Genomic DNA, 24,999 nt, shown 5'->3' with positions numbered 1-24,999 from the left:
GGGAGGGGGAACAAATTCATTTTTTCTTCACAGTCCTGTAAAGTAGTAGATAATAGAAAAGAGCGGTGAAAGGGGAAATGGAAGTTGAAATTTTTTCATACAGCAGACTGGCATTTAGGTAAGCTTGTACAAGGTGTTTATATGACGGCAGGGCAATGCTATGTACTTGATCAATTTATAGAGGCAATAAAGGAAGAACAACCGGATGCAGTTGTGATTGCGGGTGATTTGTATGACAGGGCGGTACCCCCAACCGAAGCGGTTGCATTATTGGACGAAGTACTCGGAAAAATCATTATGGAACTGAAGATACCTGTTCTTGCGATTGGTGGAAACCATGATAGCCCTGGACGTCTTAACTTTGGTAGTGGCTTAATGCGGGCTAACGGTTACCATATTGCCGGTCAAATGATGAAGGACATTGAGCCAGTCGTTTTATCGGATGAACACGGTGAAGTCCACTTTCATCTAGTTCCGTTTGCAGACCCCTCCGTTGTCAAACACCTTCACGGTGATGATGAGATTTCAAATCATAACGATGCGATGAAAAAAGTAATTGAAGGAATTCAAGGAAACTTACATAAAGATGCTCGTCATGTTTTTGTGGGACATGCATTTGTCACTTCACACGGAGAAAGTGAAGCAAACACGAGTGATTCAGAACGTCCGCTAGCCATTGGTGGTGCAGAATATGTGTCAGCCCAGTTATTCGAGCCGTTTCATTATACAGCGTTAGGTCACTTGCATCAGGCGCATTTTGTGCTGAATGAAACCATTCGCTACGCCGGTTCACCGATGAAATATTCAATTTCAGAGCAACATCACAATAAAGGTTTTTTCATAGTCGAATTGGATGCTGAAGGTCAAGCAACCGTTGAAAAACGGGAATTGATTCCCCAGCATGATATGCGAACAGTCGAGGGCATGATGGAGGACATTTTAGTGCATCCAGTTAGTGAAGATTATGTCTTCGTTAAATTGCTAGATGACGCACCGGTTTTATTCCCAATGGAAAAAATTCGGTCTGTCTATCCGAACGCGATGCATGTGGAACGGAAAATGTTCATGCCGTCCAGGAACACAGAAATCGAGCAACGGATTGAACAGGGGAAACAGGATGATGTAGCCCTGTTTAAAGCATTTTATGAGGAAATGAAGGGCGAAGCGGCGGATGGGGAAACGGAAGAGCTGTTTGCACAAGTACTTCATGAGGTTATGCACAAGGAGGGGCTTGAGCGATGAGGCCTATTACATTGAAGATGACGGCATTTGGACCGTATAAAGGAACAGAAATTGTAGACTTTAGAGAGTTGGAGGATAACCGCTTATTCGTCATTTCGGGTGCAACGGGTGCTGGGAAAACGACCATTTTTGATGGGATTTGCTTTGCATTGTATGGACAAGCGAGTGGCGAAGACCGGACGGATAGCGGAGCGATGCGTAGTGACTTTGCGGACGATGCGGTGCCAACAACGGTTGAACTATTGTTTGCCATTCAGAGCCGAACGTATCGCATATTGCGTCAAATCCCCTATATCAAGCAAGGGAATAAAACAAAAACTGCCGCTCGTTATGAGTTTTATGAAGTGACAGTTGACGGTGAAATACCGATTGTCGATCGTCAAATTGTCTCTGAAATCGATAAGAAGGCTGAAGAGCTCATTGGTTTTACGCAGGCCCAATTTAGCCAAATTGTCATGCTGCCACAAGGAGAGTTTCGCAAATTTTTAACCTCGGATACAGAAAATAAAGAAACGATTATGCGCAAGATTTTTAGAACAGAGCCGTATCGTGAAATTGTCGATAAGTTGAAAAGTAAGAAAGACGAGGCACAAGCTGCATTGATGAGTGAAAGGCAACAAAAGGATGGGCTTATGAAGCAGATACCATCGCTATTGCCACAGCGTGATTCAGCTATTTTTAATGTATTGGCTAATGCTAGCGTTAATGATCATCAAGTGATGAGTGCATTGGAGACGGAGCAGTTATTTTATAATGAAAAAATAACGACAGATAAACAGCATTATGAACAAGCGGTCGAACAACATGCTCGGATGCTCGAAAAATACCATGCAGCCAAAGGATTAAATGAGCGATTTGATGAGTTGGTACAAAGAAAAACAGTATATGCCGAGTTGTCGAGTCAGGTTCCGTTTTTAGAAAAAGAAGCGAAGCGACTTGGGGATGCGGAACGAGCAGTGGCGATTGAACAATTAGAAATGCAGTTTACGGAGTTGAAGAAAGAAGTAGGGGCTAAAACGGAGCACCTTAATCAAGCAATTCGCACGGTGCAACAGGTGGCAAAAGAAATAGAAGAAATAGAAGCCCATTATACAATGGAAGAAAAAAAGAAGCCAGAGCGTGAAAAGCTGGCGGAGGGTTTGATTCGTTTACAGGACGCATTGCCGCAGGTTGCGATGTTGGCTTCTAAAAAAGAGATACTTGCTACATTGAAAAAAGAATGGGAGATGCGTCAAGTAACGTTACAAGCGACAACTGAAAAGTCAGCCCTTGAAATAGACAAAGTGGATGTCTATAAAAATCAAATAGAGCAATTAGAAAAGAAGCTAACTGTATTGGATGATCGAGTTGAACTACTGACGGTTACGACTGAAAAATGCCGACTAGTTGATGAATTTATGGCGCTGGCAACACAGCTGACAACATTTGATAATGAGCGAAATAAGCAGGAAATCCTGTATGCAGAAATTAAAAAAGACTATGAAACGTTAGCACAAGATTGGCTCATGAACGAAGCGACCGCATTAGCAGCGACACTTCATGATGGAGAAGCTTGTCCTGTGTGCGGGAGTAGTGACCATCCACAGAAAGCGCATCGTGGTGAAGTCGAGGTTACGAAGGAGGAGCTTGAAAAGGCAAATGCTGAGCTTGCACGTATCGAGAGCCATTACCGGACAGCGGTAGCGAATTATGACAGTTCATTTAAACAAGTAACGGTGAAAAAGACTGAGCTTGTCAAAATTGATGTTGATGCTGAACATGTAGAAGCGGAAAGTAGTAAATTACATGCAATGAAAAAGCAGTTGGAACAAGAAGTGACTGCACTTCGTGCGATGAGACAAGAGCTAGTTCAATTGAAGGACAAGCTAACGCAGCAGAGCAAAGCGGTCGAAGAATTGGCACAAAATAAGGCAGTCATTGAACGCGCTGCATTTGACTGTCAGGCATCTTATGAAAAAGAGCAAGCCCTTTTTGAACAAATAGTGAATGCTATACCAGAAGACATTCGAGAGCTGAATGTGTTAGAACAACGTATTTCCACATTCAGCCAACAAAAAAGAGCGTTAGATACGGCGTGGGAGACGATTCAAAAACGTCGTGAAGAAGGTAGAGAGCGTCTAACAACTAGTAAATCAGCTGAAATTCATGTGAAACAGGCGCTTGTGGAGACAGAGGGGAAACAGCAGACTGCACAGCAACGATTTGTAGAGGCTTTACAAAAATCTGAGTTTCCAACGGAGCAAGCTTACCACGAATCGAAAATGGACGAAGCTTCACGTATGAAATTAAAGGCTGACATTGAGAACTTTAAACAACAGTTTTATGCTGTTCGTGAGTCTGTGAAAGAGCTTGCGTCTCTGCTAGAAGGGAAAGAAAAGATTGATATAAGTGGAGTTGATCTTGCGTTAGTCGAATTGAAAGCTACCTATGAAGCGGCTTTGACGGCATATAATAGCTCGATGGAATTTGCTAAGCAGGCCGCACAATTACAAGTGAAAATCGGAGAGTCCATGACAATCGTTGCGACGCTCGAAAAAGAATATGGCAAAGTGACTGATTTATATGATGTAGTCAGAGGGCATAATGGATTACGCCTCTCGTTTGAACGGTTTATTCAAATTGAATATTTGGAGCGAATTATTCAATCCGCAAATTTACGACTAAAAGAGATGTCGAGTGGTCAGTTCGAATTGATACGCAGTGATCGCCAGGAAGTTCGGGGTAGGCAGAGTGGGTTAGGGCTTGATGTCTACGATGCCTATACGGGACAAATGCGCGATGTGAAAACACTGTCAGGCGGTGAAAAATTCAATGCGTCCCTTTGTCTAGCACTTGGTATGGCAGATGTTATTCAAAGCTTCCAAGGTTCCGTATCGATTGATACAATGTTTATTGATGAAGGCTTTGGTTCGCTCGATGAGGAATCTCTGAACAAAGCGATTGATATACTGATTGATCTACAGAAGTCGGGTAGAATGATTGGCGTTATCTCACACGTAGAAGAATTGAAAGCGGCATTCCCAGCTATTCTAGAAGTGAAAAAGTCGAGGGAAGGTCATAGTCAAACGAAGTTTACCCTCAAGTGAATAGCAAGTAAGTCCGTCTGCACATTGTACGATGCAGACGGACTTTTTTTATGAACGGCCCAGCAATCCGCGTTCACATAGTGTTTGATTGTGCTTATATGCACTGAATATTGCGGAGTAAACAACTAGATTTAGAAAACTATTCAGATTTTGGAAGATTCATAAATTACAAACGTTTTATTAGTTATTTAATAATGTGTAAATAGATAATAATCAGAATAAACGGCGTATTCAATGAGGTAAATGAGGATATTCTTTGTTGTGGGAAAAAATAAAGTTATCAGAAATATATTGCTTTTTTCAGAAAAAAATAGTATCATTATTCTCGGCAATATATTGCATAAACGTAATCGGATTTGACATCGAAGGGGGAACTGAAAGTATGCAGAAGAAATTAGCATTTTCATCATATTTGGTTATTGGTGTTATGTTATTTGCATTGTTTTTTGGAGCAGGAAATCTAATTTTCCCTGCACAGCTTGGACAGTATGCTGGGACAAATCTTTGGCCGGCTATCATCGGATTTTTAATTACGGGAGTTGGATTGCCGTTCCTCGGTATTTTGGCTATGGGCTTCTCAGGGAGTCGTAATTTACAGGACTTGGCAAGTAGAATTCATCCTGCATATGCAGTGGTTTTTACGTCACTCCTTTATTTAACAATCGGGCCATTTTTCGCAGCTCCTCGTACGGGTGCGGTTGCATTTAATATTGGGATTTCTCCTTTTATCAGTGAAGAAAATATGCAGATTGCATCCATTATTTTCACATTATTGTTCTTTGGACTGACATTATGGTTATCTCTGAATCCAGCGAAAATTGTCGATCGAGTCGGTAAAATATTATCGCCAGGTATTATAATCCTTCTTCTTGCACTGCTTACGATGGTTGTTTTGAAGCCGATGGGAGCTATTGAAGCACCGCAGGAAGCTTACGCAAGTGGAGCATTTATGAAAGGATTTACAGAGGGATATAACACGATGGACGCTCTTGCATCACTCGTTTTTGGGATTATCGTCATTAATGTTCTTCATTCGATGGGTGTGACATCTAAGCGTGGAATATTGACGGCTACAGCCAAAACGGGTGCTGTTGCAACTGCATTCCTTGCAATCATTTATGTTGGGATTGCTTATCTAGGGGCTACGAGTACGGAAAAATTAGGCCTGTTTGAAACGGGAGGTCCTGTTTTAAGCGAGGCATCCTCACATTACTTTGGTTCATTCGGGCTTGTTTTATTGGCAGTTGTCATTATTCTTGCCTGTTTGACAACAGCCATTGGTTTAATGACAGCTTGTGGAGAATACTTCCATATGCTTATGCCTAAAATTAGCTACAAACTATTCGTTGTGATTTTTACGACATTTTGTTTCGTTATTGCGAATTTCGGATTGGCGAACATCATTACGTATTCAATTCCAGTATTGATGTTCCTTTATCCACTGGCAGTGGTACTAATGCTTCTAACGTTTACATCACCGCTGTTTAATCATTCTCGCATTGTCTATGTAGCGGCGACAGCTGTTGCATTCTTGATCAGTATCATTGATGGACTGAAAACGCTTTGTAAATCACTCGAAATTGATTATTTCGGTTGGTTGTCCCCGATTGTTTCATTTTATGAACGTATATTGCCGTTCTATGATGAAGGACTAGGATGGCTGTTGCCGGTACTAGTGGTCATGGTCATCACCGGTGTACTCGCTCGTTTTGTGTTCAGAACATCAACTGTAGATGTATAATAAAAAGCCGGTTCCTCATGAAGAGAAGCCGGCTTTTACTCTTTAGTTTAAGGTAGTGAATGAAATTCATCAATCGCTCGTAGCCAATTATCACGCATCGTTGAGGAAACCGTTAGGGCATCGCGTTCTTTCAGTAATTGGATAATTTTATGATGTTCTTCAATCGATTGTTCCGTTAAGACAATCGAGTTGTGGAAAAATAATCGCCTAACATGTGCCTGAAGGGAAGCTACCATTGATAGAATATAGGAATTATCTGCAATATCAACAACAATTTGATGAAACTTTTCATCGATTTTCAAGGCGGAAAAGTAATCCTTTGTATACACAGCTTTCGCGAAATCTTCATTTGTACTTTCAAGAAGTGCAATAGCATCATCAGTAAGGTGTGGGATTGCAAGTTCGGCAGACAATGCTTGTAATGCAGCCAGTGGTGGGAGGAGTTCTGTAATCGAATTCCTATCCACTTCGGTTACTTGTGTAGCTTTCCCAGGGAACATTTTTACGAAGCCTTGTACTTCAAGCAACTGCAAAGATTCGCGGATTGGCGTCCTGCTTACACCTAGTGCTTCGGCAAGTTCCGTATCATTAAGTTTTTCGCCAGCTCGTAGCGTACCGTCAATAATCCATTGTTGGAGCTGGTTGAATGCATTTTCCTTCGCAGTAATACGAATCGGTTTTGCATGATCTGTAGGTATCGGCATTGTGAATCACCATCCTGTATAAGTAATTATGTAATTAGTATACAGTAAAGTGAATGATATTGATATATGCAATATATCGCTTAAAAAGGTTTGATTTTTGTTAACCTGCCAACGAATTGTGGGTAAAGTCTTCTTATAAGCGAGTAAATCCCATAACCAATCATACTACCTAATGTATTTAGCCACAAATCATCGATATCTGTGCTTCTTGCTTGTGTCAATTGCATTGTTTCAATAAACAAGGAGATGCCAAGCCCGGCAAGGGCAACCTTCCAAAATCGATTGAACCTTTTCCATAATAATGGAATCATAAAACCAATCGGGATAAAGATGCAGATATTACCTAAAAAGTTAATGATAAAGGGCTGCCAATAATTTAATTCTGTTATCGCATAATAATTATCTTGAAAAACTCTGAAAGGGATAAGATTGATATTCGCAAATGTACGAGTAACAGCCGGACCCGTATATAAAAATGTGAGTATCGTTTGTGAAAATAATGCAGTCATAAATAACAGAAAGCCGACAACCCCGATTTCACGGGGCAGGCGAGGCTTGCCGAATCCACGAAGCCTATTATATAGGAAGCGAAAGATAAGAATGACAGGTAAAACAATAATCATATATGGAATCATTTCACTAATATAGCCAATGATTGCAGCCATGATACTCTCCTTTCTAGGCTAGATACCTTAAATTCCACGTCGATATTTCAAAGAAATATCTTGGTCTTCTTCGATTGTATCGTATGCCAATTCTTCATGATGGAAGATAAACCCTTTTGACTCGTAAAAAGGAATGCCGTAATGATTCCCTTTGGCAACAGACACCCATTGTTCTGTAGCGCCGTACGTGTGCTTTTGGATTTTCGTAAAGAAGTCAAGCAGTCGCGTACCAATACCTTGACCCAGTAGTGTAGGATCTAAATAGAGTACATACACTTCGCCTGCTGTTTCATCGTTCATCCCACCCCCAATGGCTCCAACAATTCTGCCGTTCATTTCTGCAATAAAGTAACCGTGCCACTCCTCGCTAATGAAGACGATTTCCTGCTCAATACGTTGCACATTGTAATATTGTTCAATAAGCCTTTGAATATAATCCTCACTGTATAGTTTCTTATATGTAAACCATTGGCTCTTTGTAAGTACGTCTGATAGGTCCTTTGCATCAATTTTGTATGCCCTGCGAATAGAAATGTTTGTCATACTGGTACATTCCCCTCATGTAATATTTCGACCATTTTTGTAACGGGAAAGGTGGAAGATTGTAATATTGTTGTAATATAAGCCTGCTAAGATAAGTATAGACTAAAAAGCAGGGAGTAGAGTACTTGAGAAAAATTCTTGGAACACTCATTATTACGATTGCATTATTGGTCAGCGGGGCGAATGAAAGCTGGGCAGCACCTTCAACTTATACAGTGAAGAGTGGGGATACGTTATTCGGAATTGCAAAGAAGCATCATATATCCATAACTAATTTAAAAGCATGGAACAACTTGAAGTCAACTACCATTCATCCGAACCAGAAGCTAGCTGTTGTTTCTAAAGGGAATACGGCAAAACAGGCAACTACATCGAAAGCAGTGGCAAAGACACCGTCACGTTCTACTACAGACAAAGTGGTTAAAGAATTCACAGTGTCGGCTAGTGCATTTACAGCAAATTGCAATGGCTGCTCGGGTCTCACTGCAACAGGTATTAATCTCAAAAGCAATCCTGATATGAAAGTGATTGCTGTCGATCCAAACATTATTAAACTTGGGACAAAGGTTTATGTAGAAGGTTATGGCTATGCCGTCGCTGGAGATACGGGAGGTTCCATCAAAGGGAATAAGATTGATGTCTTTTTCCCGACCAAAGCTGAAGCTTATAAATGGGGCCGTAAATCTGTTAAAATTAAAGTATTAGAATAAATGAACCAATACCAACTTCCCTTCGGGGAGGTTGGTTTTTTTAATGTAAGCCGTGAGTGCTTATCTAATTTAATTCCCGTTTTTGGAGTGGTACACTGAAGGAAGTGAATCGTATCAGTAACCAATCAAATAAGCTCGTGGAAGGGGAGAGATAAATGGATTTTTTTATTGTCACAGGTGCTTCGAAAGGGATTGGATTTGAACTTTCAATACAGCTTCGATCGAAAGGGAATAAGGTAATAGGGATTGCAAGAACGGTGCCCGCGGACGTAGAGGGTTTTATTGCTACTGATCTGGCACAAACAGCAGGTCTAGTGGAGTTGATAGATACATTAATTGACGAAAATCGTGAGATGGCGACTAGTTTTACACTTGTTAATAATGCTGGTATGGTTGATCCAATTGGATTGATAGGGTCTGTGAGTGCTGACGAAATGATAACAGCAATGGCTGTCAATTTGACTGCGCCGATGATTTTATCGAATGCTTTTATTGCAAAGCTAAATGATTTTACAGGTCCTAAGCGAATCGTCAACATATCATCTGGAGCAGGTCGTAATGCGTATGAGGGCTGGGGGACTTACTGCACAACGAAAGCGGGGCTCGATCATTTTTCAAGAGTCGTTGCGCTTGAACAGGAAAATGTAGAGTATCCTGTTAGGATTGTCTCGATTGCACCGGGCATCATCGATACAGGGATGCAGGAAACAATTCGTGCGAGTCAGAAAGAGGCATTTCCCTTACTTGAGCAGTTTATTGATTATAAAGAGCAAGGGCTGTTAAGTAGTGCGGAGCAAACGGCTGAGAAATTGATTTCCTTTATGGAAAATGAAGATTTTCAAGTGGTTGGTCCGATTGCAGATATTCGAAATTTTTGAATGAAAAAAGGTTGTCACTGATAAATCGTGACAACCTTTTTTCTATGCTATTCCACTTGCCTAGCAGTCTCAAAGTCTTTCATCTTTTCTAGAGCAATGAGGAATGGAGGATTGTTGCGCTGATTGAGAATTTCATATCGAGCAACATGGACATCTGCTTGATGCAGATTTTTGACATAGGCGAGAAGGGCATCGCGTTCTTCTGCTCCACCTTCATGTCCATCGTAGACAGAAATGGCTATAATACCACCTTTTTTTAGCATACCAAGCATGATGTCAATTGCTTTGATGGTTGAATCAGGTGTTGTGACAATGGACAAATCTTCACTATGTGGTAAATAGCCAAGATTAAAAACGGCACCACCAATTTGTCCTTTGACGTACTGTTGAACGTTTTCATGGCTGTCTAGTACAAGCGTAACACGCTCATTTAAGTCGCTAAGACGTTCGCCAGTGGCATCGAGTGCAGGTTGTTGAATATCGAATGCGAAGACATGTCCTTTTTCACCGACAAATTGGGCTAGAAATTCTGTATCGTTTCCATTTCCTGCAGTTGCATCGATAACAGTTTCTCCTGGAATGATTGTGTCGCGGAGTAATTGTCTTGCAAAAGGCAGGATACGAAGTAGCTTCATGTTAATTCAACCGCCCCTGCAAAATGCTTTCCTTGCCAGCTGCCACGACGTTCAAGCTCTTTGTCGATGCCGTTCAACACTTCCCATTTTGTGACACTCCACATCGGACCAATCATCAATTCGATCGGACCATCACCCGTGATGCGGTGGACAATCATCTCAGGTGGCAGGATTTCCAGTTGGTCTACGACAAGATTAATGTATTCCTCTTTTTCAAGGAACTCCAATTGTCCTTTTTCATATTGCTTGACCATCGGCGTTCCTTTTAATAGATGCAACAGATGGATTTTGATGCCTTGAACGTCTAGTTTTGCTACTTCACGGGCTGTTTCCATCATCATGTCGTAGTCTTCTAGTGGAAGTCCGTTGATGATATGTGTGCAGACGCGGATGCCACGCTTTCGGAGCTTCTCGACGCCTTCCACATACAGTGCAAAATCATGGGCGCGGTTGACAAGATTGGCTGTTTTTTCGTGAATGGTTTGCAGTCCAAGTTCAACCCATAAATAGGTGCGTTCATTTAATTCCGCTAAATAGTCGACAACTTCATCCGGCAAGCAATCGGGACGTGTTGCGATAGACAAAGCAACGACACCTTCTTGTGCTAGCGCAGCTTCAAACTTTTCTTTTAGCTTTGGCAGGGGTGCATGTGTGTTCGTATATGCTTGGAAATACGCCATGTATTTGCCGTCTTTCCATTTCTTGTGCATTCTTTCACTGATTTCCTTGAATTGAACATCGATCGGGTCGACGCGGTCACCGGCAAAATCTCCAGATCCTGCAACACTGCAAAACGTACAACCACCAAATGCGACAGTACCATCCCTGTTTGGGCAATCAAACCCTGCATCGAGTGCAACTTTCATCACTTTAAACCCGAATTCATCTTTCAAGTGACGTGACCATGTATGATAGCGTTTCCCTTCAGACGGAAACGGAAATAGATTATTTTCCATTGTTATCAGCTCCTCTAATAGTACATTGTATCATCTTTTTTAAGGAGACATCATCTGAATTATGGAACATCTTGTGGACATATTGTTGAATTGCAAAAAAAGGAATACACTCGACTTATAATCGTAAATGAACGGAGGCAGACAATATGCCTGAAAAAGTATGGCTTCTTGTAATTGGAATGTTCGTCAACGTCATGGGAAACTCTTTTCTATGGCCATTGAATACAATCTATATGCATGATTATTTAGGGAAGTCACTATCAGTGGCAGGGCTAGTACTGATGGCGAACGCAGGCGCAGGTGTCATAGGGAACTTACTGGGTGGTTATCTGTTTGACCGCATTGGTGGCTATAAGTCGATTATCGGGGGAATTCTTATTTCCATCGTCGCACTTGTCGGTCTTGTATTTCGACATGATTGGTATCCATACGTCACACTTTTAACACTGCTCGGCTTTAGTGGTGGAATCATTTTCCCAAGTATGTATGCGATGGTTGGGACGGTTTGGCCTGAAGGAGGGCGAAAAGCCTTTAACTCTATTTATCTTGCACAAAATGTGGGAGTTGCAATCGGACCTGCTCTTGCTGGTTTTGTTGCGGTAGCTAGCATTGACTATATTTTTTCAGCGAATTTGGTCTTTTATGTACTGTTTTTCTTTATCGCATTATTTGGCTATAAAAAACTTGAAATTGCACCCGATAGACATACAAATGTTATTCGAGAGAAGAAGAAAATTAAGCACAAAGCACCTTTTTATGCTCTGCTAATTGTCACGTCGGGTTACTTGCTAACATGGCTGATCTATTCACAATGGCCAACAACGATTTCGACACATGCTTTATCAATCGGTGTGACCTTAACAGAATATAGTTTCCTTTGGACGTTGAATGGCTTACTCATTGTCGCAGGACAGCCGCTTATTAATCCAATTATCAAACGCTTGGAGCATAGATTAAAAGCACAGATCATTATTGGCATTGCTATCTTTATCATTTCATTTTTGGTCGTCAGTTATGCGGGAACGTTTACGATGTTCATCGTGGCAATGGTTATTTTGACGTTTGGTGAAATGTTTGCTTGGCCTGCCATTCCGACGCTTGCTAGTAAGCTTGCACCAAAAGGAAGGGACGGCTTCTATCAGGGCATCGTCAATTCTACGGCAACCATTGGTCGGATGATTGGCCCATTTGCAGGGGGCGTACTGGTCGATTTATATGGCATGCAAGTTATGCTGTTCATATTGACAGCGCTAGTCAGTATTGCCATTATCCCGACATTGCTTTATGATCGACCACTGAAAAAAGCAGGCTATACTCCAGAAAACCACTCATAGGTTTTCTGGATTTTTATTTTGACGACCATTGCAACATCTCATATAGTCTGATTTAATTAAATAGAAGAGTAATAGTGAATGAAGTGAAAGGGGATGTATTACGTATGAAACCGATTTATTCATCTGCAATGGAAGCGGTTACAAATATTGAAGATGGTGCAACGTTAATGGTTGGTGGCTTTGGGCTTGTAGGTATTCCAGAACAGCTCATCTTAGCGCTTGTTGACAAAGGGGTTAAGGATCTAACGGTTATCTCAAATAACTGTGGAGTCGATGAGTGGGGACTTGGACTTCTATTGAAAAATAAGCAGATTAAGAAAATGATTGGCTCGTATGTTGGGGAGAATAAGGAGTTTGAGCGCCAGGTGCTGTCTGGTGAAATTGAAGTGGAGCTAACGCCACAAGGCACGCTCGCTGAAAAAATCCGTGCAGGCGGGGCAGGAATTCCTGCTTTTTACACGCCTGCGGGTGTCGGAACGACAGTTGCGGAAGGTAAAGAAATTCGTGTCTTTGAGGGTAAAGAGTATGTCCTTGAAGAAGCGCTTCGTGCAGATTTTGCATTGATTCGTGCGGCAAAAGCGGATAAGTTCGGCAACCTTATTTATAATAAAACGGCACAAAACTTCAATCCAATGATGGCGGCTGCAGGCAGGTTTACGATTGCGGAAGTTGAGGAGATTGTGGAAACGGGTGATTTGGATCCAGCGACGGTTCACACACCTAGTATTTACGTGCAAGGATTGCTGCAAGCAGCGCAAGAAAAACGGATTGAACGTCTAACAACACGCTAAGGGAAGGGGAATGTTGATAATGACACAGGTAAACGTAAGAGAACGTATAGCGAGACGGGCAGAAAAAGAAATTGAAGACGGCAACTATGTCAATTTGGGGATTGGCATGCCGACACTCGTTGCAAACTATATTTCGGCAGATAAAACAGTGGTCCTCCAATCGGAAAACGGACTTTTGGGCATTGGACCTTATCCGACTGAAGATGAAGTGGACCCTGATTTGATTAACGCAGGAAAAGAAACGGTGACAACGATTCCGGGTTCTGCCTATTTTACGAGTGCAGAATCCTTTGCGATGATTCGTGGAGGGCATGTCGATGTAGCCATTTTGGGCGCGATGGAAGTGTCCGAAAAAGGAGATCTCGCCAACTGGATGATTCCCGGTAAGATGATTAAGGGCATGGGCGGTGCGATGGATCTTGTGCACGGTGCGAAGAAAATCATTGTTATTATGGATCATGTGGCGAAAGATGGCTCCGCTAAAATTAAAAAACAATGCTCACTTCCGCTGACAGGGAAAGGCGTTGTACATAAAATTATTACAGAGCGTGCCTTGATAGATATCACTCCAGATGGATTAGAATTAAAAGAAGTATTCGAGGGTTTTACAATTCAAGAAGTTATTGATTCCACTGAGGCTCCTTTGATTGTTAAGGATGTTATCGAAGGCGTAAAATGATTGTTGTTAAAATGACAGGATTCGGGTAAACTAAGAGCAATAGCTTTGGCATTGATGAGGAATAGTAATCTTTGCTGTCGATTTTTAGAGAGCAGGCGGTTGGTGGAAGCCTGTACGACAGAGATGAACTCGCCTTGGAGCCTGCATTGGTGAACTTATTAGTAACCCGTGCCGTTTTCCGCGTTAAGGAATCAAGTTGGGCGGTATTACCGTCAATTTGGGTGGCACCGCGGGAATTATACTACTCTCGTCCCTTATATTTTTAAGGGACGGGAGTTTTTTATGTTCATCGCACAGATGTCGCAGATTTTGAATAGGAGGAGTTTTACATGAGTTACAATCACGGTCAGATCGAGAAGAAGTGGCAACAGTATTGGAAAGACAGTCAAACATTCAAAATGACGGATGATCCGTCGAAACCGAAATTTTTTGCGCTAGATATGTTCCCTTATCCATCAGGTGCGGGACTTCACGTTGGGCATCCGCTCGGCTATATCGCAACGGATATTTTGAGTTCATTCAAACGCAAGCAGGGCTATAACGTGTTGCATCCGATGGGCTGGGATGCTTTTGGTTTACCGGCAGAGCAGTATGCGCTTGATACGGGTAATGATCCTGCAGAGTTTACTGCAAAAAATATTGCAACGTTCAAACGCCAGATGAATGACCTTGGTTTTTCATATGACTGGGATCGCGAAATCAATACGACAGATCCTTCATATTACAAATGGACACAGTGGATTTTCATCCAACTGTATAATAAAGGCTTAGCTTATGTGGATGAAGTGGCTGTGAACTGGTGCCCTGCACTTGGCACTGTTCTTGCTAATGAAGAAGTCATTGATGGCTTATCAGAGCGTGGTGGGCATCCGGTTGAGCGTCGTCCAATGCGTCAATGGGTATTGCGTATTACGAATTATGCAGATCGCTTATTAGAAGATTTGGATGATCTGGATTGGCCGGAAAGCTTGAAGGATATGCAGCGTAACTGGATTGGTCGTTCAGAAGGAGCACAGCTGACGTTTGACATTGACGGCACTGACTTGTCGTTCGAGGCATTCACAACACGTCCGGATACAATTTTCGGTGCGACTTATGCGGTGCTTGCACCAGAGCATAAGCTGGTTGCTACAATTACGACAGCTGATCAGAAAGTGGCTGTTGAAAAATATTTGAATGAAGTAAAAATGAAGAGTGATCTTGAACGGACGGATTTAGCAAAAGAGAAAACTGGTGTTTTCACTGGTGCGTATGCCATTAACCCAGCAAGTGGCGAGAAAATGCCGATTTGGATTGCAGACTATGTGTTGGCTACGTATGGCACAGGCGCAATCATGGCGGTTCCTGCCCATGATGAGCGGGATTATGAATTCGCGAAAGAATTTAATCTGCCAATCATTGAAGTTGTAGCAGGTGGCGATGTTGCGAACGAAGCATATGTTGGAGACGGCGATCATATCAACTCTGGTTTCCTGGATGGTTTAGGTAAAGAAGAAGCAATCGACAAAGCGATCGCTTGGTTTGTTGAACAAGGAAAGGGCGAGAAGAAAATTACGTTCCGTCTGCGCGATTGGTTATTCTCGAGACAACGTTATTGGGGCGAGCCAATTCCAATTATTCATTGGGAAGATGGCACAATGACACCGGTTGATGAAGCTGATTTACCGTTGAAATTACCGGTGACAGATGATATTAAACCGAGTGGTACAGGTGAGTCACCACTAGCGAATATTACGGAGTGGATTAACGTTGTACATCCAGTGACAGGCATGAAGGGTCGCCGTGAGACGAATACAATGCCGCAATGGGCAGGTAGCTGCTGGTATTACTTGCGTTACATTGATCCTGATAATGATGACATGATTATTGATCCAGAATTGGCGAAGCGTTGGTTACCAGTCGATATTTACGTTGGCGGCGCAGAACACGCGGTTCTTCACCTTCTGTATGCACGATTCTGGCATAAAGTGTTATATGATATCGGTGTGGTGCATACGAAAGAGCCATTCCAGAAATTATTTAACCAAGGAATGATTCTTGGTGAAGGTAATGAAAAAATGTCGAAATCAAAAGGTAATGTTGTCAATCCTGATGATATTGTTCATTCACACGGAGCAGACTCATTACGTCTTTATGAAATGTTTATGGGGCCATTAGAAGGTTCAAAAGCATGGACGACGAATGGTCTAGACGGTGCACGTCGATTCCTTGATCGTGTTTGGCGTTTATTGGTCAATGAAGATGGTACATTGAGTGCGAAAATCAATGGTGAGCCAGGCGGAGCACTTGAAAAAGTCTATCATCAAACGGTGAAAAAAGTGACTGAAGACTTTGAAGCGATGCGCAATAACACAGCGATTTCTCAGTTAATGGTGTTCATTAATGACGGTTATAAAGCTGATTCGATTCCACAAGAATATGTGGAAGGCTTCGTTAAAATGATCTCACCTGTTGTTCCGCATTTGGCTGAAGAACTATGGGAGAAACTAGGTCATAGCGATACGATTACGTATGAAGCATGGCCAACGTACGATGAAACGAAATTAGTTGATGATACAGTGGAAATGGCTGTTCAAATTAATGGTAAAGTTCGTGCGAAAATCGTTGTATCGAAAGATGTGACGAAGGATGAGCTTGAAAAATTAGCTGTGGAGGATGAGCATGTCAAGGAGCTTCTTGTAGGTAAAGAAGTGAAAAAGGTCATCGCAATTCCAGGAAGACTGATTAATATTGTTGTGGCTGGTTAATCGTAGTGAATGGTGGTCATAACTAGGCTAATGGCGGTCATAAACTACTCGATGGCGGTCATAAAGGTCTAAAACTATAAAAGGTGTCAAATTGGTCGGAAAATAGACCAGTTTGACACCTTTTTACGTGCATTATACTATTGTTGCATATTCCCCAGCACTCATCCCGGCAATTCTCCCCGTCACAAGCGCAGACGTAATATTATAGCCGCCAGTGTAACCATGAATGTCCAATATTTCACCGCAGAAATAAAGTCCATCTTTCTTGCGTGAAGCCATCGTCTTCGGCACGATTTCTTTCACGGAGACACCGCCGCCTGTGACGAATGCTTTCTCAAGTGGTTGTGAGCCATTGACGTTCATCGAGAAGGCTTTTAATAATTTTGCTAATGCCCGCATTTTTTCAGCGGACATTTGTGCGCCCGTTTCGGTAGGATCAATGCCAGCTCGGTCGAATAAAAAGAGCAACCAACGTTCAGGTGTTAATCCTTTTAACACATTTTTTACAGCTTTTGTTGAATCCTCTTTTAGCATTGCATGGAGCGTTTGAAATACTTTTTCTTCATTCATAGAAGGCAATGAATCGATGCGCATTTCAACAGGCTGGTTGCCATTTTTCATGCGTTCTTTGACGACGAATTGGCTACAACGTAAAATAGCTGGGCCACTCAATCCGAAGTGAGTAAACAGCATGTCCATCTGATGGGTAATCAATGTTTTCCCTTTTGCATTTAAGACTGAAACTGCTACATCACGTAGAGCGAGGCCTTGCAATTCTTTTGAAACGATAAATGGTGCATTGGATAATAGCGGAACTTCCGTAGGGTAAAGCTCAGTCACGGTATGACCAGCCCTTTCAGCCCACGGATAACCGTCGCCAGTTGAACCCGTTTGGGGAACTGCCTTTCCACCAACCGCTAATACGACAGCTTGTGATCGGATTTCCTCACCGGAGTCTAATCGAACACCAAGAATTTGTTCATCATCCATCAGCAGCTTCTTCACGCGTGTTTCTAGTCGAACTTCAACATGCAAACGCTCCATTTCCGTAAGTAATGCGTTGACGACATCTTTTGCTTTATTCGAAACGGGGAACATTCTACCGTGATCCTCTTCTTTCAATGCGACACCGAGACCTTCAAAAAATTGAATGATGTCTTCATTATTAAACACAGAGAATGGGCCATATAAAAATCGACCATTGCCTGGGATGTTTTTGACGATTTCTTCTTGTGGTAGGCGATTGGTGACATTACAACGTCCTCCACCGGAAATGGCTAGTTTGTTCCCAAGCTTTTTCCCTTTTTCGAGCAGTAGTACTTTTCGACCGTTTTCAGCCGCAGCGATAGAAGCCATCAATCCTGATGGACCCCCACCGATGATTATGACGTCATACATAGTGGAAACCACACTTTCAGTTTTTCTTCATTATACACAAATTAAGGCTAGTCATTGTGAAATGTGTCATCTGGGGGTAAACTGTATAAAGTAGATTTACGTAGAATGGAAGGATCATACATGTCATCGAATCTTTTAAAAGGCACTGCCATACTTACAATTGGGTTATTTCTTTCGAAAGCGCTTGGGTTATTATATGTCATTCCGTTTTATGCAATCGTCGGGATAGATAGTGTTGGGCTCTACCAATATGCGTATATACCGTATAATATAGCATTGTCTATTGCAATTGCCGGGGCACCACTTGCTTTTTCAAAATACGTTGCAAAATATAATGCCCTGGGTGATTATGCGACCGGACGTAAATTGATGAAGTCCGGAATGACCGTCATGGCGATTACGGGAGTCCTATCGTTTTTGGCATTGTACTCATTAGCAGAACCGATTGCACATCTTGTAATAAAAAGTGACGAGCAAGATTTTACGATTAATGAAATAGCTTCAGTCATTCGTTGGGTGAGCTTTGCATTACTAATTGTCCCAATGATGAGTCTTGTGCGTGGGTTTCTACAAGGCTATCAGAAGATGGAGCCAACTGCTGTCTCACAGTTAGTAGAACAAATTGTTCGAATTATTTTTGTGCTTGCTGGAGCGTTCATTGTTGTTAAATTGATGGATGGATCACCAAAAACAGCAGTTAACTTTGCTGTATTTGCCGCATTTATTGGGGCAATTGCTGGGTTTGCTATTCTATACAAGTATTGGAGAGGCTTTAAACCAGAATTTGATCATCTGTTGGCGAATAGTCCACCGGCAGATAATGTGTCGTTTAGTCGTATGTATAAGGAACTGTTCACGTATATATTTCCGTTCATTCTTGTTGGGGTCATTAATCCGCTCTATCAATTTGTCGATATGATTACCTTCAACGATGCGATGGTTTCCATTGGATTAGAAGATGTGACAGACAATTATTTTACGATGTTGAATTTTTTAACGCATAAAATCGTTATGATTCCTGTAATGATTGCCACAGGATTTTCAATGGCATTGATTCCGGTTATTACGAGTTATTACGCTAAACGTGATCAGAATGGTATTACCCGTTCTCTTGACCAAACATACCAAATTATGTTGTTCCTAACCATTCCGATTGTTATCGGATTGATGGTACTGTCCAATGAGTTTTATCACTTTCTTTATCAAGAAAGTGAAGTTGGGGCAGCTGTTTTGATGAGTTATGCACCTGTCGCGGTGTTGTTTGGTCTCTATACAGTTACAGCTGCGATTTTACAAGGGATCGACCGTCATAAGTGGATTGTTTTCACGTCGTTGCTCGGATTGCTATTCAAACTAGCACTGAATATCCCGCTTATCAAAGAGTTTCAAACGAATGGAGCAATCTTGGCGACTGCCATCGGCTATACCATCGCAGTTGGTGTTAATATCTTGATTATTAGCAAGACATTAGGGTATAGGTCCAAGATGGTATTCAGAAGGTTGATTCTCATCGTGATTTTAAACGCTATCATGCTGGTTGCGGTCTTTGCGACAATAAAAGGATTGACAGCAATCAGTCCTGCAGGCGGGAAAATGCATGCATTTCTGTACATTTTGATTTGTACCATCGTCGGCGGGGCCATTTACGGCTATTTGTCATTCAAAGTAGGCTTGGCACAGAAATTATTCGGAGATCGATTGACACGATTGGCCAACAAGCTTGGGTTAAGGAGATAAATGTATGAGACTAGATAAATTATTATCCAATATGGGCTTCGGCTCGCGAAAAGAAGTAAAACAGTTATTGAAAAAAGGCGCGGTCCGGGTCAACGCAGAAGCGGTAAAAGATGCTGCCTTACACATTGATACAGAGAAGGATGATGTGACGATACTTGGTGAACGTGTTGTTTATAAGGAATTCATTTACCTGATGATGCATAAACCGCAAGGCGTGTTGTCAGCGACGGAGGATAATCGTGATCGCACAGTTATCGACTTGTTAGATACGGACAGTCAACATTTTGAACCTTTTCCTGTCGGTAGGTTAGATAAGGATACAGAAGGTTTTCTGTTGCTGACGAATGATGGCAAGCTTGCTCATAATTTATTGTCCCCGAAAAAAGGGGTGCCGAAAACGTATTATGCGCATGTTGAAGGCGTTGTGACGGAAGAGGATGTAGAACGATTCGCGGAAGGCGTAATACTAGATGACGCTTATTTGACGAAGCCAGGTAAACTCAAGATTTTGAAGTCAGCAGACATATCTGAAATTGAGTTGACGATTACCGAAGGCAAGTTTCATCAGGTGAAGCGGATGTTTGTGGCAGTAGGTAAGCAGGTTGTCTATTTGAAACGATTATCAATGGGACCACTTTCTTTGGATGAAAAGTTACCACTTGGCTCTTACCGGGAATTAACGGAAGAGGAATTAGATTTACTATTGCACCTATCCGAGAACTAGCAAAAGAGGTGAACCAGATAAATCGGTTCACCCCTTTTTTGTGTGTGCAGGTCAAGAAGATAGTTTCACTTTTTTTGCTGTCGTCGTCCATTTACCGCGGATTGGACTCATGATGAGCCCGTTGTATTCAAGGACGTTTAAGTCCCTTTGGACAGTACGGTGAGTGATACCAAATTCTTCGACCAAATTCTCTGTTGTGACAGTACCGTTATCATGGATATACATATAGACATCCTTAATGCGGGTAAGCATACGATCAGTAGCAGGTTTCAAGTGTGGAATCACCCCTTCATCTTCATTTTCCAAATAACAATGGACATGAGACTTATGAATGTTGCCTAAAGCACGTTGATAATATCCCTGACACTGCACATCCTTTCTAGTTCAAAGCAATCTTTCAGAATCAAACTATCATTAGTAGAAATGATCTCTCTACCGAATGAAGTTAATCTTCTGATAATATTAGTATAACGTATTTCCACATAATTTGCATGTAATTTTATTGTAAAGAGTAAGATTGTGCGGATTGCACTTTATTTTATTAGCCTAACGTGTGAGAATAGGATTAACGGAAAATGAGAGGGGAATAATGATGACTTTGTATTTTATGGATGGTAAATTTACGGAACAAGGGGAATTGAATATATCGATTGATGACCGAGGCTACTATTTCGGTGATGGGGTTTATGAAGTCATTAAAGTGTACGGCGGCGAGTTATATACGGCAGAAGAACATATAAGTCGATTATTTCAAAGTGCAGCTAAAGTGAAAATGACGATCCCATATTCAGAAGGGCAAATGCTAGAAATAGCACGTGAGTTAGCGCTATGTAATACGATTTCTGTTGGACACGTTTATATTCAAGTGACGCGTGGGGCTGCACCTCGTACGCATCAGTTTCCTGCATCAACTGTTGTACCAGTTGTTTCGGCATATGCGATCCAAAATCCAAGACCAACAAGTAATATCGACAATGGCGTTCCAGTAAAGTCAGTGGAAGATATTCGTTGGCTACGCTGTGATATTAAGAGTTTGAATTTGCTTGGCAATGTTCTGGCAAAGCAAGAGGCTTATGAGGTAAATTGTGCAGAGGCACTTCTTCATCGGGATGGTGTTGTGACTGAAGGATCTTCGTCCAATATGTTTGGCGTCAAGGGTGGAACGATTTACACGCATCCAGCGAATAATCTAATTTTAAACGGTATTACACGTCAAGTTGTACTAGGACTTTGTCAGGAGCTTGCGGTTCCATTGAAAGAAACTGCATTTACAATTGAAGAGGCATTCAAAATGGATGAGTTGTTCTTGACGTCTACAACATCCGAAATAATGCCGATTACATCGATTGATGGACATTCAATTGGTTCAGGAATCCCAGGAACACTGACTAGGAAGTTACAAAAAGCATTCGCTCTACAAATCCCCTCTATCATTGCGGGCGAGTAATGTAAAAGCAAAGTGAATCGGAGTGATTGAAAATGGCGCAGCTTGTCAAACTGCTCGATTATATATCCAGATATGAAAAAGATTTGTCTCGCTATCCGACGCAGTATATACGCTTGAAAAAATACCAATGGGATCGCATGAAAACTCAATGGGAAAATGGCGCGGATTTAACAGAATGGCAACAAGGAGAAGTAGAAGAGGTGGAAGAAGTAGAAGAGGCTACAAAATGGTTTTCCCCTCTGTTCAGGCTCTTTGGGCAAAGAAAAACGGAGCTAATGGATGAAGAGGCCCTCGATATAGTGGATGAAGAAAAGAGTGAGGAAGAAGATGATTTTGGCTTTAGCCCTAATATTGTCTACAACCCAAATAATCTTGAACAATTGAGAAGACTCTATTTAGATCAGCTCTTTCATTTTCAAATCAAATGGGCAAGCTCGACGTTAATGGATAAGTCGCGGGTCGATCCGCGTTATATGCGCGATACTTTGTTACGAAACTTTGCACAACAGTTGCCGGATAGTTTCCTCTTATTTTATTATCCGATTTTAAAACTGCAGAAAGCGCCCGTTGAACTCGATATTATTATGGTGACGCCTGTTGAGTGCATGTGTATTAAAGTACTTGAAGCAGAGGATGTATCTGCATTTATAGGCAGTGGGGATCGATTCTGGGAGAAGAAGTCAGGAGAGAACGAAACGAAATTGCTAAATCCTCTCATTGCATTGAACAGGATGGAGAAAATAGTCGCGAGTATTTTTAATGGGCAAGAGATTGATTTTCCAATTAAAAAGTATTTGATTTCTCGTAACGGGTATGTCGATTATCCGGGCGCACCGTATGATGTGAAAATCATTGATAGACGCTCTTATCAAAATTGGTTTGCAGCACTACAAAAATTACCTGTACCGTTGAAATCGACTCAATTCAAAGCAGCTCAAGCGATTTTGGATATTGGACAAACGACGTCAATCAGTCGATTGTTTGGAGAAGATGATGAACAATTGGAAGAAGACAAATAATAATGAATAGAAAAGAGTGTGTGCAATGCGGCTTCGCAATAAACCATGGGCAAGGGATTTCATGGCTGAACATCCGGATGTCTTATTAGCAGAACCTAAAAAAATGAATAACGGCTGGCATGATCTTTTTGGTAATGATCATCCTATTCATATTGAAGTTGGGACAGGGATGGGTCAATTCATCATCGGAATGGCGATTGCAAATCCAGACATTAACTATATTGGTATTGAACATTTTGATAATGTCATCGTTTCGGCGCTTGAAAAAGTGATTGAAGCGGGCAAGCCTTCAAATTTACGATTATTCCGTGCAAATGGTGTAGAACTTGCAGAGATTTTCAGTAAAGGCGAGATTGACCGTGTGTACCTGAATTTTTCTGATCCGTGGCCGAAAACAAGGCATGCTAAGCGAAGATTAACGCATGAAACATTTTTAAAACTGTATGAATCGGTGCTTATTCCGGAAGGAGAAATCCATTTTAAAACGGATAATCGGGGATTGTTCGAGTATTCGCTTGTATCGATGTCCGATTACGGAATGAAGCTACGTTTTGTTTCGCTCGATTTACATGCAGAAATGCCGGAAGATAACATTATGACAGAATACGAAGAGAAGTTTTCGGCAAAAGGTCAACCGATTTATAGGCTGGAATCACAGTTTAAGGTTTAATCGAAGGCTGGGGGAGGGTGATTTCGATGGATGCATATACATTTCATGATATGAAGTTGACGTGGTTGGATGGGGGAGTCAACTATTTGGATGGCGGAACGATGTTCGGTGTTGTTCCAAAGGCACTGTGGTCGAGACGCTATGAGGTGGATGACAATAATCTAATTGAGTTACGAACTGATCCGATTCTCGTTCGTTATGCAGGCAAAACGATTTTAATAGATGCGGGCATAGGTAAAGGCAAACTCGATGATAAAATGAAGCGTAATCTAGGTGTAAGGGCAGAAACAAGAGTGGTAGAAAGTCTTGGGGAGCTCGGTTTAACACCAGAAGCGATTGATATTGTTCTGATGACGCATTTACATAACGATCATGCAGCTGGTTTAACGGAATGGCAAGGGGGAGAGCTTATATCCGTTTTCCCGAATGCTAACATTTATGTTTCACAAATTGAGTGGGATGAGATGCGTAACCCAAATATTCGATCCAGAAACACCTATTGGAAAGAAAATTGGGAGTCAGTCCAACAGCAGGTGAAAACCTTTGAGGGCAGTATTGAGATTCTTCCTGGTGTTGAAATGATTCATACGGGTGGGCATAGTGATGGGCATAGTATTATTAAACTGACGCAAAATGGCGAAACAATTCTCCATATGGGTGACATTATGCCGACACATGCACATAGCAATCCATTGTGGGTGCTTGCTTATGATGATTATCCGATGACATCGATCTTCGCAAAAGAGAAGCTGATGAAAGAGGCAATCCCAGGTGGCTTTAGATTCATCTTTTATCATGATGCTGTTTATAGGCTTGTGAAATGGGACGACAGTGGTAAGGAGATTGTAGAATCTGTGAAACGAACACAATAAAGAAACCGTCACTTGCCAAATAATTTAGCAAAGTGACGGTTTTTTACATTTTAGTCAGCTCAACGACAGAACCCGTTTTAGCATCAGCTGCAAATTCAAATTGCTCTAGCTCGCCGTCTTTAATACGTGAAATTCCACCGCGGTAGACATCCATTGTGATGACATTGTTTGTGTACACTTCTGTTTTCATAAGGATCCATGAACCATCTATTGGACCTTCATTTTTAAATGCACTTTTCACTGTATTCAAGACAGAATCAGCTGCAACATGCCGATTTGTGCGGTCAATGGCTTCATTGACAACGATTCCTGCTGCAACACCTGTCAAAACTCCTGCTAAAAAATCTTTCACTTTCATAATTTGAGTGGCCCCCTATACATCAGTCTTTCACCCAGTGTACCACAATTTTATATCGCATTG

23 protein-coding genes and 1 other annotated feature are annotated in these 24,999 nt (G+C 41.7%); of the genes, 15 read left to right on the top strand and 8 right to left on the bottom strand.

The window, feature by feature from the left end; translation table 11 throughout:
• The first annotated feature begins 84 nt into the window (after positions 1 to 84).
• From MKZ10_RS13665 to brnQ, 3 genes are all read left to right on the top strand, one after another.
• Positions 85 to 1,242, top strand: coding sequence for an exonuclease SbcCD subunit D (locus MKZ10_RS13665; RefSeq protein WP_342505494.1), 1,158 nt, complete (start codon positions 85 to 87; stop codon positions 1,240 to 1,242).
• Positions 1,239 to 4,328 (top strand): SMC family ATPase, encoded by a 3,090-nt coding sequence (locus tag MKZ10_RS13660; protein WP_342505493.1) that lies wholly within the window; start codon positions 1,239 to 1,241, stop codon positions 4,326 to 4,328. The genes MKZ10_RS13665 and MKZ10_RS13660 overlap by 4 nt, the downstream gene beginning before the upstream one ends.
• A 382-nt stretch (positions 4,329 to 4,710) precedes the next feature.
• On the top strand, positions 4,711 to 6,069 hold the full coding sequence (brnQ, locus tag MKZ10_RS13655; RefSeq protein WP_342505492.1) for a branched-chain amino acid transport system II carrier protein: 1,359 nt from the start codon (positions 4,711 to 4,713) through the stop codon (positions 6,067 to 6,069).
• A gap of 47 nt (positions 6,070 to 6,116) precedes the next feature.
• Here the strand turns inward: brnQ and MKZ10_RS13650 are convergent, their stop codons facing one another.
• The 3 genes from MKZ10_RS13650 to MKZ10_RS13640 form a co-directional block, all read right to left on the bottom strand.
• Positions 6,117 to 6,773 (bottom strand): GntR family transcriptional regulator, encoded by a 657-nt coding sequence (locus tag MKZ10_RS13650; protein ID WP_342505491.1) that lies wholly within the window; start codon positions 6,771 to 6,773, stop codon positions 6,117 to 6,119.
• Between the two features lie 80 nt (positions 6,774 to 6,853).
• Positions 6,854 to 7,438, bottom strand: coding sequence for a VanZ family protein (locus MKZ10_RS13645; RefSeq protein WP_342505490.1), 585 nt, complete (start codon positions 7,436 to 7,438; stop codon positions 6,854 to 6,856).
• Between the two features lie 27 nt (positions 7,439 to 7,465).
• Entirely contained in the window at positions 7,466 to 7,981 is a 516-nt protein-coding gene (locus MKZ10_RS13640) for a GNAT family N-acetyltransferase (RefSeq protein ID WP_342505489.1), read from the bottom strand.
• A gap of 125 nt (positions 7,982 to 8,106) precedes the next feature.
• Here MKZ10_RS13640 and MKZ10_RS13635 point away from each other — a divergent pair, with 125 nt between their 5' ends.
• The gene (locus MKZ10_RS13635; protein WP_342505488.1) at positions 8,107 to 8,691 is read left to right on the top strand and encodes a 3D domain-containing protein; all 585 of its coding nucleotides are present in this window, start codon (positions 8,107 to 8,109) and stop codon (positions 8,689 to 8,691) included.
• A gap of 155 nt (positions 8,692 to 8,846) precedes the next feature.
• Positions 8,847 to 9,569, top strand: coding sequence for an SDR family NAD(P)-dependent oxidoreductase (locus MKZ10_RS13630; protein WP_342505487.1), 723 nt, complete (start codon positions 8,847 to 8,849; stop codon positions 9,567 to 9,569).
• Between the two features lie 47 nt (positions 9,570 to 9,616).
• On the opposite strand, the gene MKZ10_RS13625 is transcribed toward MKZ10_RS13630, so the two are convergent.
• Positions 9,617 to 10,204 carry a class I SAM-dependent methyltransferase gene (locus MKZ10_RS13625; RefSeq protein ID WP_342505486.1) on the bottom strand — a complete coding sequence of 196 codons (588 nt, stop codon included), beginning with the start codon at positions 10,202 to 10,204 and terminating at the stop codon, positions 9,617 to 9,619.
• A complete protein-coding gene (locus tag MKZ10_RS13620) occupies positions 10,201 to 11,160 on the bottom strand; it encodes a TIGR01212 family radical SAM protein (RefSeq protein ID WP_342505485.1) in 960 nt (319 codons plus the stop codon). Before MKZ10_RS13620 ends, MKZ10_RS13625 begins: the two co-directional genes overlap by 4 nt.
• A gap of 146 nt (positions 11,161 to 11,306) precedes the next feature.
• On the opposite strand from MKZ10_RS13620, the gene MKZ10_RS13615 reads away from it, so the two are divergent.
• The 4 genes from MKZ10_RS13615 to leuS all read left to right on the top strand — a co-directional run bounded on the left by MKZ10_RS13615 (position 11,307) and on the right by leuS (position 16,711).
• The gene (locus MKZ10_RS13615; protein ID WP_342505484.1) at positions 11,307 to 12,494 is read left to right on the top strand and encodes an MFS transporter; all 1,188 of its coding nucleotides are present in this window, start codon (positions 11,307 to 11,309) and stop codon (positions 12,492 to 12,494) included.
• A gap of 104 nt (positions 12,495 to 12,598) precedes the next feature.
• The gene (locus tag MKZ10_RS13610) at positions 12,599 to 13,285 is read left to right on the top strand and encodes a CoA transferase subunit A (RefSeq protein ID WP_342505483.1); all 687 of its coding nucleotides are present in this window, start codon (positions 12,599 to 12,601) and stop codon (positions 13,283 to 13,285) included.
• Positions 13,286 to 13,304: 19 nt separating this feature from the next.
• A complete protein-coding gene (locus MKZ10_RS13605) occupies positions 13,305 to 13,964 on the top strand; it encodes a 3-oxoacid CoA-transferase subunit B (protein ID WP_342505482.1) in 660 nt (219 codons plus the stop codon).
• Between the two features lie 42 nt (positions 13,965 to 14,006).
• Positions 14,007 to 14,222 (top strand) — a binding site (T-box leader).
• Between the two features lie 71 nt (positions 14,223 to 14,293).
• Positions 14,294 to 16,711: a leucine--tRNA ligase gene (gene leuS / locus MKZ10_RS13600; RefSeq protein ID WP_342505481.1), complete on the top strand. Its 2,418-nt coding sequence runs from the start codon at positions 14,294 to 14,296 to the stop codon at positions 16,709 to 16,711.
• A 132-nt stretch (positions 16,712 to 16,843) separates the two neighbouring features.
• Here the strand turns inward: leuS and MKZ10_RS13595 are convergent, their stop codons facing one another.
• Positions 16,844 to 18,109 (bottom strand): NAD(P)/FAD-dependent oxidoreductase, encoded by a 1,266-nt coding sequence (locus MKZ10_RS13595; RefSeq protein WP_342505480.1) that lies wholly within the window; start codon positions 18,107 to 18,109, stop codon positions 16,844 to 16,846.
• Positions 18,110 to 18,229: 120 nt separating this feature from the next.
• Here MKZ10_RS13595 and MKZ10_RS13590 point away from each other — a divergent pair, with 120 nt between their 5' ends.
• Both MKZ10_RS13590 and MKZ10_RS13585 read left to right on the top strand, forming a co-directional pair.
• Positions 18,230 to 19,846, top strand: a complete 1,617-nt coding sequence (locus MKZ10_RS13590; protein ID WP_342505479.1) for a polysaccharide biosynthesis protein — start codon at positions 18,230 to 18,232, stop codon at positions 19,844 to 19,846.
• A gap of 4 nt (positions 19,847 to 19,850) precedes the next feature.
• Complete coding sequence (locus tag MKZ10_RS13585) at positions 19,851 to 20,570, top strand: pseudouridine synthase (RefSeq protein ID WP_342505478.1); 720 nt, start codon at positions 19,851 to 19,853, stop codon at positions 20,568 to 20,570.
• A gap of 51 nt (positions 20,571 to 20,621) precedes the next feature.
• On the opposite strand, the gene MKZ10_RS13580 is transcribed toward MKZ10_RS13585, so the two are convergent.
• The gene (locus MKZ10_RS13580; RefSeq protein ID WP_203246612.1) at positions 20,622 to 20,843 is read right to left on the bottom strand and encodes a DeoR family transcriptional regulator; all 222 of its coding nucleotides are present in this window, start codon (positions 20,841 to 20,843) and stop codon (positions 20,622 to 20,624) included.
• Between the two features lie 319 nt (positions 20,844 to 21,162).
• Here MKZ10_RS13580 and dat point away from each other — a divergent pair, with 319 nt between their 5' ends.
• From dat to MKZ10_RS13560, 4 genes are read left to right on the top strand one after another with little or no spacing between them, the layout of a single operon-like run.
• Entirely contained in the window at positions 21,163 to 22,017 is an 855-nt protein-coding gene (gene dat, locus MKZ10_RS13575; protein ID WP_342510206.1) for a D-amino-acid transaminase, read from the top strand.
• A 32-nt stretch (positions 22,018 to 22,049) separates the two neighbouring features.
• Complete coding sequence (locus MKZ10_RS13570) at positions 22,050 to 23,036, top strand: NERD domain-containing protein (protein ID WP_342505477.1); 987 nt, start codon at positions 22,050 to 22,052, stop codon at positions 23,034 to 23,036.
• Positions 23,037 to 23,061: 25 nt separating this feature from the next.
• On the top strand, positions 23,062 to 23,706 hold the full coding sequence (trmB, locus tag MKZ10_RS13565; protein WP_342505476.1) for a tRNA (guanosine(46)-N7)-methyltransferase TrmB: 645 nt from the start codon (positions 23,062 to 23,064) through the stop codon (positions 23,704 to 23,706).
• A gap of 26 nt (positions 23,707 to 23,732) precedes the next feature.
• Positions 23,733 to 24,578 (top strand): MBL fold metallo-hydrolase, encoded by an 846-nt coding sequence (locus tag MKZ10_RS13560; RefSeq protein WP_342505475.1) that lies wholly within the window; start codon positions 23,733 to 23,735, stop codon positions 24,576 to 24,578.
• A gap of 43 nt (positions 24,579 to 24,621) precedes the next feature.
• Here MKZ10_RS13560 and MKZ10_RS13555 read toward each other — a convergent pair whose 3' ends face one another.
• A complete protein-coding gene (locus MKZ10_RS13555; protein ID WP_342505474.1) occupies positions 24,622 to 24,936 on the bottom strand; it encodes a hypothetical protein in 315 nt (104 codons plus the stop codon).
• Positions 24,937 to 24,999: the final 63 nt, after the last annotated feature.

The sequence above is a fragment of the Sporosarcina sp. FSL K6-2383 genome, from assembly GCF_038618305.1.
Taxonomy (GTDB): domain Bacteria; phylum Bacillota; class Bacilli; order Bacillales_A; family Planococcaceae; genus Sporosarcina.
Note: the sequence above shows the minus strand (reverse complement) of the source record. Positions and strands in the feature narration are given on the sequence as shown.